The following is an 8,437-nucleotide window of genomic DNA, read 5'->3' as shown; positions in this document are numbered from 1 at the left end:
AATACAAAGATATGTGTTTTATTTAGTATTATGCAATACATAGTACCTTTTATTTTACAAATTTCAGTATAAACGGTTGAAACTTATGATAAATGGTAACCTGAATGGATTACTTATATAAGATGCAAAAGTGTGATACAAAGTTGCACATTTACTAAGATATTTTTTTTGAATTAACATTCTTTAACAAATATCTACATTTGTATATATCTAACGATTTCACTATTCATAATACTCCCATTTGAAACCCCTATTTTTCAAATATTCTTTAATCTATTTCATAAAATATTTCGCTCAAATCTATCTTTAAATTTGTTTCCTTATATTTACGGTTCATTCACCCTATCGTTTTATTTCAAAACTATGATAAGAAAAACTTTCGGAGCATTACTAATGATTATGCTCTCCTGCAAATCTTTTGCACAATCAACCAACACACTTTGGTATAAACAACCTGCCCAGTATTTTGAAGAAACACTTGTTTTAGGAAATGGAAAACTTGGGGCAACGGTATTTGGCGGAGTAGAATCTGATAAAATTTATTTAAACGATGCTACCCTTTGGTCAGGCGAACCAGTAAATGCCAATATGAATCCTGAGGCGTATAAGCATCTTCCAGCCATTCGCGAAGCCCTTCGCAACGAAAACTATAAACTCGCCGACCAACTCAATAAAAAGCTTCAAGGAAAATTTTCGGAATCTTATGCTCCACTTGGTACGATGTATCTCACCAATGATAAGGCTACGAATTATACTAACTACTACCGTGAATTAGATATATCAAAAGCAATTTCTAAAGTTACTTACGAAGTCGATGGCGTAAAATATACGCGAGAATACTTTGTTTCGTATCCTGACCAAATTATGGTCATTAAGCTTACAAGTAGTAAAAAGGGGGCTTTATCTTTCGATGTAAAATTTAATAGTTTATTGAAATACAAAACAATTGTTAATGATAAAACCCTGAAAATCAATGGCTACGCCCCTATTCATGCAGAACCAAACTATCGTCGTAGCGACAATCCTGTGATTTTCGATGAAAATAAGGGTATAAGATTTACTACTTTAGCCAAAATTAAAAATACAGATGGTGCAATCGTAAGTACCGATACCACTTTGGGTATCAAAAATGCCTCTGAAGCCATTGTATATGTTTCTATTGCTACAAGTTTCAATGGTTTTGATAAAAATCCTGCTACACAGGGACTTAATAATCAGGCAATTGCCGCTACAAGTTTAGCTAAAGCTTATGCTAAAACATACGAACAGATTCGCCAATCGCACCTACTTGATTACCAAAAGTTTTTCAATCGAGTTTCATTAGATTTAGGAAAAACCACCGCTCCAAATCTTCCAACCGATGACCGCCTCAGACGTTATGCCAAAGGTGAAGAAGATAAAAATTTAGAGGTTTTATATTTTCAATATGGACGATATCTACTCATCAGCAGTTCTCGCACGATGGGTGTACCAGCTAATTTACAGGGTATATGGAATCCTTATATACGTCCACCTTGGAGCAGCAATTACACAACCAATATCAATGCGGAAGAAAATTATTGGTTAGCCGAAAATACCAATTTAAGTGAAATGCATGCTCCACTTCTAGGCTTCATCAAAAATGTTGCTAAAACTGGTGCCATCACAGCCAAAACATTCTACGGAGCCAATGGTTGGGTGGTTGCTCATAATTCCGATATATGGGCAATGAGTAATCCAGTAGGGGCTTTTGGCGAAGGCGACCCAGGTTGGGCAAACTGGAATATGGGAGGTACATGGCTTAGTACGCACCTTTGGGAGCATTATATTTTTACAAAAGACCAGAATTTCTTGAAAAACGAGGCTTATCCACTCATGCGTGGAGCTGCACAATTTTGTTTGGAATGGATGGTTGAAGACAAAAATGGTAAGTTAATCACCTCGCCATCAACATCACCTGAGAATATTTATATTGCACCCGATGGCTATAAAGGAGCAACTATGTATGGTGGAAGTGCCGACTTAGCTATGATTCGAGAATGTTTTATTCAAACTATCAAAGCATCAAAAATATTAAACACTGATGCTAATTTTAGAACTAAACTCGAAACAGCCTTGGCAAAACTTTACCCTTATCAAATTGGAAAGAAAGGAAATTTACAAGAATGGTATTATGATTGGGAAGATGCCGAACCAAAACATCGCCACCAATCGCATTTATTTGGTCTTTTTCCGGGTAATCACATTACTCCAAACCAAACACCTGATTTGGCCAATGCCTGTCGTCGTACGCTCGAAATTAAAGGAGATGAAACTACTGGTTGGAGTAAAGGCTGGAGAATAAATCTTTGGGCAAGATTATGGGATGGCAATCATGCTTACAAAATGATTCGTGAATTATTGAATTACGTTGAGCCCGATGGCGTGAAAACAAATTATGCTCGTGGTGGCGGTACTTACCCGAATCTATTCGATGCTCACCCACCCTTCCAAATTGATGGAAATTTTGGTGGAGCTGCCGCTTTTGCTGAAATGTTGGTGCAATCAGATGAACAGGAAATCCGCTTACTCCCCGCCCTACCCGACGCTTGGTCAAGTGGTTCGGTAGAAGGCATCTGTGCACGCGGAGGTTTTGAGCTTTCGTTGGAATGGGATAATAAGTTGTTAAAAAAGGTAACCATTTCATCTAAAAAAGGGGGTAATACAAAACTCATTTCAGGCGAAAAAACAAAGAATATTTCTCTTAAAGCAGGCGAAAAACTGACTATAAATTGGTAGGTCTCTATAAGTTTGGTGAGTAACAAAACTCACCAAACTTATTTTCTAATAATATTTTTCTTCTTTCGAAAATTTCACTCTACAAAAACCATTTCAGAAATTTTCTTTCGGGAACGTTCCCGACAACGTTTGCGTAAAATAAGCACTAAATTTTATTGGTTTACTACAAAAATCGGGCTAATTTTAAAGGCATTAGACCTTAAATTTCTCAACCCGATTAATCATGAATCCATCAAAAATTGTAGGATTACTTCTACTTTTTATCAATCATCTTACTTTCGCACAAAAAGACGTTTACTTGTTTTCTTACTTCACCGATAATGGTCAAGATGGTTTGCACTTTGCTTATAGTAAAGATGGACAAAACTGGACAAGTCTCAAGGAGGGAAAATCTTTCTTAACTCCAGCAGTAGGCAAAGATAAACTCATGCGAGACCCCTGCATTATTCAAGCCAACGATGGTACTTTTCACATGGTTTGGACAAGTGGTTGGCATGACCAAATTATAGGCTATGCTTCTTCGAAAGATTTAATCAATTGGTCAGAACAAAAGGCTATTCCAGTTATGGAACACGAGCCTACTGCCAAAAACTCTTGGGCTCCAGAAGTTTTCTATGATGATAAAAAGAAAAATTATCTTATTTTTTGGGCAACAACGATTCCGGGCCGACACGGAGATATAGCCGATTCTGAAAGAGAAAAAGGTTGGAACCATCGAATTTATGCAACCGAAACAACTGATTTTAAAACTTTCAGTCCTACCAAACTTTATTTTAATCCAGATTTTAGTGCGATTGACGCCACCATTCTGAAAGATGGAAAGAGCTACTTTATGTTTATTAAGAACGAAAATCCAAATCCACCACAAAAGAATATCCGCATCATTAAATCTGATAAACCAAGTGTATTTGATGTCAATAAGGTTTCTGACCCTATTACTGGAAATTATTGGGCAGAAGGGCCAACCTCTATTCGCATTGGCGAATATGTGTATGTTTATTTTGATAAATACCGAGACCATAAATATGGAGCCATCCGCTCAAAAGATATGAAAAACTGGGAGGATATTTCTGAGCAAGTAAGTTTTCCGAAAGGCTTACGCCACGGAACAGTTTTAAAGGTTTCAGAGGAGGTTTTTGAGGGCTTAAAGAAATAATTTTTTTAGAACGCCAAGAGCTTTTTTGGAGAACTATACTTTCAAGAATTAGTCATATAAAAAAAACAATATTTTTTCACGTGTAAGTACAGGAAAGAAACATTAACAAGTGAGGCTAATTTTGAGGATAGAATATCCTATCAAAACCATGACAAATTATTTATTTAAAACATTGACGCTACTATGCTTTTCACTACCAATTTTTGCCCAAAAAATTGATAGAAAAGCTGTGGTTGAGCGACACATTGTTAAGATTAATAAAATTGACACACTTGCCTCATTATCAATCGGAAATGGAAAGTTTGCCTTTACTGTTGATGCCACTGGTCTACAAACTTTCCCTGATTATTATGCCAATGGCGTGCCGCTCGGAACGCAGTCAGAATGGGGATGGCATAGTTTTCCGAATACTGGTAATTATAAAATAGAAGAAACCTTTAAAGACCTCGAATCCCACGGCCGTAAAGTACTGTATGCAGCTCAGTGGAACGAACCCAAACGTAAAAAAGAAGCTTCTGATTTTATTCGTCAAAACCCACATCGTTTACAATTGGGAAACGTCGGTTTGGAGTTATATAAAAAAGACCATTCTTTGGCGAGTCCTTCCGATATTCAAAACATAAATCAAACATTAAACCCTTACACGGGCGAGATAAAAAGCCACTTTACTTTCGAAGGTACAAGCGTAGATGTGTTGACCTATTGCGATGCAAAAAATGATATAATTACCGCTAAAATACAGTCGATTTTACTCAAAACTGGTCAGATTAAGATTCGTTTACGCCTACCCTATCCAACGGATAAATTTATTGATGCGGGTAATAATTGGGTAAATGCTGACAAACATTTATCAAAAATCATTGCTTCTTCGAATACTCGTGCAAGTATCAATCATACTTTAGATAAAAACCAATATTTTGTTCACTTGGCTTGGACAAACGCAGGCAAAATAAGCGAAAGCCAAGCCCATTATTTTTTACTCGAACCTTCTAAAAACTCAGAAATTCTAGGTTTTACTTGTGAGTTTTCGGAGAAAAAAACACCTATCTCAAGTAGTTTTGGAAATGTGATGAACAGTAGTGTTTTAGGTTGGAAACAATTTTGGCAGTCGGGTGGAGCAATTGATTTAGCTGGCAGCACCGACCCACGAGCCAATGAACTCGAACGTCAAATTATCCTTTCTGAATATCTTACAAAATTACAATGTGCGGGTTCGGCACCACCACAAGAAACTGGCCTCACCTATAATTCTTGGTTTGGTAAACCTCACCTCGAAATGCACTGGTGGCACGGTGTTCATTTTGCACTATGGGGAAGAGTTGATTTACTCGAAAAAAGCCTTGCTTGGTATAATAAAGCCTTACCAACTGCTCGAATAATCGCTAAAAGACAAGGTTTTGAAGGGGCAAGATGGCCAAAAATGACTGATAATAATGGCGGAGAAACATCTTCGTCGGTAGGTTCATACCTTATTTGGCAGCAACCACATATCATTACTTTCGTAGAATTGGTTTACCGACAAAAACCAAACAAGCAGACCTTAGAAAAATACAAACAATTAGTTTTTGAAACAGCCGATTTTATGACATCGTTTGCTGATTTCGATAAACAAAAAGGAAAATATATTTTAGGAAAAGGGATTATTTCAGCCCAAGAACGCTTTAAACCTGAAGATACTTTCAATCCAACTTATGAGCTGAATTATTGGTATCAAACTTTGACTATTGCCCAAAATTGGCGTAAACGTCTCGGCATGAAGCCCAGTGAAAAGTGGCAACATGTTATCGACAATCTTTCGCCATTGCCACAAAAAAATGGTGTTTATCTAGCCACCGAAAATGCCCAAGATTCATATACCAATCCGAAGTATTTGACCGACCACCCAGCGGTGCTTTGTACACTCGGAATGTTGCCCGAAACACCTATGCTTGACAAAGCTACCATGAAACGAACTTTCGAGAAAGTTTGGGAGCTTTGGGACTGGCAAGACACATGGGGCTGGGATTTTCCAATGGTTTCAATGACAGCCACTCGCTTAGATATGCCCCAAAAGGCGATTGATGGCTTAATGATGCCAATTAGAACAAATACTTACTTAGCCAATGGTCATAATTTTCAAGATGGCCGTTTGAGACTTTATTTACCAGGGAATGGAGGTTTACTTACTGCTGTTGCGTTGATGTGTGCTGGCTATGATGGCTGCCAAACGCAAACCCCAGGTTTCCCGAAAGATGGTACTTGGAAAGTCAAATGGGAAGGTATGCAGAAGTTTTTTTAAGGTAAAAAATGATCTGATGTGATAATTTCATTACCGTCAGCTAAAGCAGACGGATAATAAATAGAAACAAATGGGTCGCTTAGGCGTTCCGATATAGCTAAAAAGTAAGTCTGTTTCATTTCAATACTAACCGCCAACTTAAGCAGACGGCAATTAAATAAAAATAAATTTCAAATTCATTCATTAAAAATATGCACCGCTTAGGATTTAAAATGAAACTTCATGCTGGACAAGCAGAAGAATACAAACGACGCCATGATGAATTATGGCCAGAACTCAGTCAGGTCTTGAAAGATGCCACCGTAAGCGACTATTCGATTTTTTTAGATGAAGAAACTCATATTTTGTTCGGCACACTAAAGGTTGAAGATTTAGAAAAATTCAATCAAATTCCTCATAACCCCGTCACGAAGCGTTGGTGGGCATACATGGCCGACATTATGAATACTAACCCCGACAATTCCCCTATCAGTATTGATCTAAAAGATGTTTTTTATTTAGCTTAATTAATACCCTAATGTTTAAATTACTTCAAAAATCGCTCATTATAGCGGCATATTTTTTATCGAATTTGGTTTTTGCACAAGTTCAAGCACCTGCTTCTACCTTACATTCAGAGGCTCTGCATACAGCCAAACCTGATTATCCAACCCCTTATGGAAGTCCAAAAGTAGAAGATGTTACCCAAGTATTAAATCGTATTCACACGTATTTAGAGGCGGCTACACCAACGAAGGTAATTAATAAAGTAACCAAGGAAGAAATCAAGGATTATACTAAGATTGACACAAACGCAACCGTTTATCGTGGAGATTTTAGTCTGACAAGCTACGAATGGGGTGTAACTTATGCGGCGATGTTAGCAGCAAGTAAGGCCACTGGCGACCCTCGTTTTGCACAATATACAACGCAACGCCTCAATTTCTTGGCTGAACTTACACCAATTATCAAAGCTAAATTTCCTGTTAGTTCAGGTATGCCACTTCGCCAAATCATTGCCCCTCATGCCTTAGATGATTGCGGAGCTATGTCGGTTTCAATGATAAAAGCCATGCGTGATGGTTTGGTGAAAGAGAATGTTCGTCCATTGATTGATAATTATCTCAACTATATTTTCACAAAGGAATATCGTTTGGCTGATGGAACATTGGCACGCAATCGTCCTCTAAAAAATACGCTTTGGCTAGATGATATGTTTATGGGCGTACCAGCCTTAGCACAAATGGGAAAACTTACGGGTAATACCAAATATTATGATGATGCCGTAAAACAAATTCAACTTTTTTCTAAGCGAATGTTCAATAAAGATTTAGGCATCTTTATGCACGGTTGGGTAGAAAGCATGGAAACTCATCCCGAATTTCACTGGGGAAGAGCTAATGGTTGGGCAATCTTGACAATGGTTGAAGTATTAGATATTCTCCCGAAAGATTATAAAGGTCGTGCCGAAATTTTAGCTTTATACAAAGCTCATGCAAAGGGCTTGGCATCTTACCAAACAGGTACAGGTTTTTGGCATCAATTATTAGATAAAAATGACTCCTATTTAGAAACCTCAGCAACTGCCATCTATACCTATTGTATTGCGAAAGGAATTAACGAAGGTTGGCTCGATGCTGCAACTTATGGCCCAATGGCACTATTGGGCTGGAATGCGGTAGCAACCAAAGTTACCGAAAAAGGACAAGTAGAAGGTGTATGTGTAGGTACAGGTATGAGCTTCGAACCAGCATTTTATTACTATCGCCCTGTCAACGTGTATGCAGCACATGGCTATGGCCCAGCAATTTTTGCGGGTGCAGAAATCATTAATCTTATAAAAAAATACAAGTTTGCATTGAATGATAGTGCGATAATGTTGACCAAATAATTTTTCTTGCGACTTATATAAAATGGCTAAAACTGTCATTTGAGGTCGTTGAGCATAGCCGAAACGCCCAAAATTGAGGTTCCGACAACGCTCAGCCACCAATTTTTAAGATTTTGTGTAAGTTATATCTCTATTCAACAAAGAATTCAAAATTTCAATCAAATATGAACACTAAAAAGCTATTTTTCTATTTATTACTTGCTCTTAACTTGCCTTTGGGAGTTTGGGGGCAAACATACTCCGTCTGGATGGCAGAATCGTTTATGAGTCGCCATAAAGATTCGATTGCGGTAAAAGAAGGGAAACCCGCAGGTTGGGACTATGAGCAAGGTTTAATGCTAAAAGCTCTCGAAAAAGTGTGGTATCGCACGGGAGA

Annotated in this window: 5 protein-coding genes and 1 pseudogene; all 6 read left to right on the top strand. The window is 37.8% G+C overall.

The features are described from left to right. The first annotated feature begins 363 nt into the window (after nucleotides 1–363). The gene (locus A6M55_RS01505; RefSeq protein ID WP_064196228.1) at nucleotides 364–2,757 is read left to right on the top strand and encodes a glycosyl hydrolase family 95 catalytic domain-containing protein; all 2,394 of its coding nucleotides are present in this window, start codon (nucleotides 364–366) and stop codon (nucleotides 2,755–2,757) included. Between the two features lie 223 nt (nucleotides 2,758–2,980). Further along, the gene (locus A6M55_RS01500; RefSeq protein ID WP_064196227.1) at nucleotides 2,981–3,913 is read left to right on the top strand and encodes a glycoside hydrolase family 43 protein; all 933 of its coding nucleotides are present in this window, start codon (nucleotides 2,981–2,983) and stop codon (nucleotides 3,911–3,913) included. A gap of 148 nt (nucleotides 3,914–4,061) precedes the next feature. Next, nucleotides 4,062–6,191, top strand: a complete 2,130-nt coding sequence (locus A6M55_RS01495) for a hypothetical protein (RefSeq protein WP_064196226.1) — start codon at nucleotides 4,062–4,064, stop codon at nucleotides 6,189–6,191. A gap of 191 nt (nucleotides 6,192–6,382) precedes the next feature. Continuing rightward, entirely contained in the window at nucleotides 6,383–6,697 is a 315-nt protein-coding gene (gene rhaM, locus A6M55_RS01490; RefSeq protein WP_064196225.1) for an L-rhamnose mutarotase, read from the top strand. 11 nt (nucleotides 6,698–6,708) lie between these two features. After that, nucleotides 6,709–8,061: a glycoside hydrolase family 105 protein gene (locus tag A6M55_RS01485; protein WP_064196224.1), complete on the top strand. Its 1,353-nt coding sequence runs from the start codon at nucleotides 6,709–6,711 to the stop codon at nucleotides 8,059–8,061. A gap of 164 nt (nucleotides 8,062–8,225) precedes the next feature. Continuing rightward, nucleotides 8,226–8,437: pseudogene (locus tag A6M55_RS17260) on the top strand (glycoside hydrolase family 88 protein); the annotation flags it as partial.

The sequence above is a fragment of the Emticicia sp. MM genome, from assembly GCF_001649495.1.
This window is presented reverse-complemented; position numbering and strand designations above follow the sequence as displayed.

Coding starts and splice junctions, on each gene's coding strand:
- A6M55_RS01500 (WP_064196227.1), top strand. CDS start 2,981: ATGAATCCATCAAAAATTGTAGGATTACTTCTACTTTTTATCAATCAT.
- rhaM (WP_064196225.1), top strand. CDS start 6,383: ATGCACCGCTTAGGATTTAAAATGAAACTTCATGCTGGACAAGCAGAA.
- A6M55_RS01505 (WP_064196228.1), top strand. CDS start 364: ATGATAAGAAAAACTTTCGGAGCATTACTAATGATTATGCTCTCCTGC.
- A6M55_RS01495 (WP_064196226.1), top strand. CDS start 4,062: ATGACAAATTATTTATTTAAAACATTGACGCTACTATGCTTTTCACTA.
- A6M55_RS01485 (WP_064196224.1), top strand. CDS start 6,709: ATGTTTAAATTACTTCAAAAATCGCTCATTATAGCGGCATATTTTTTA.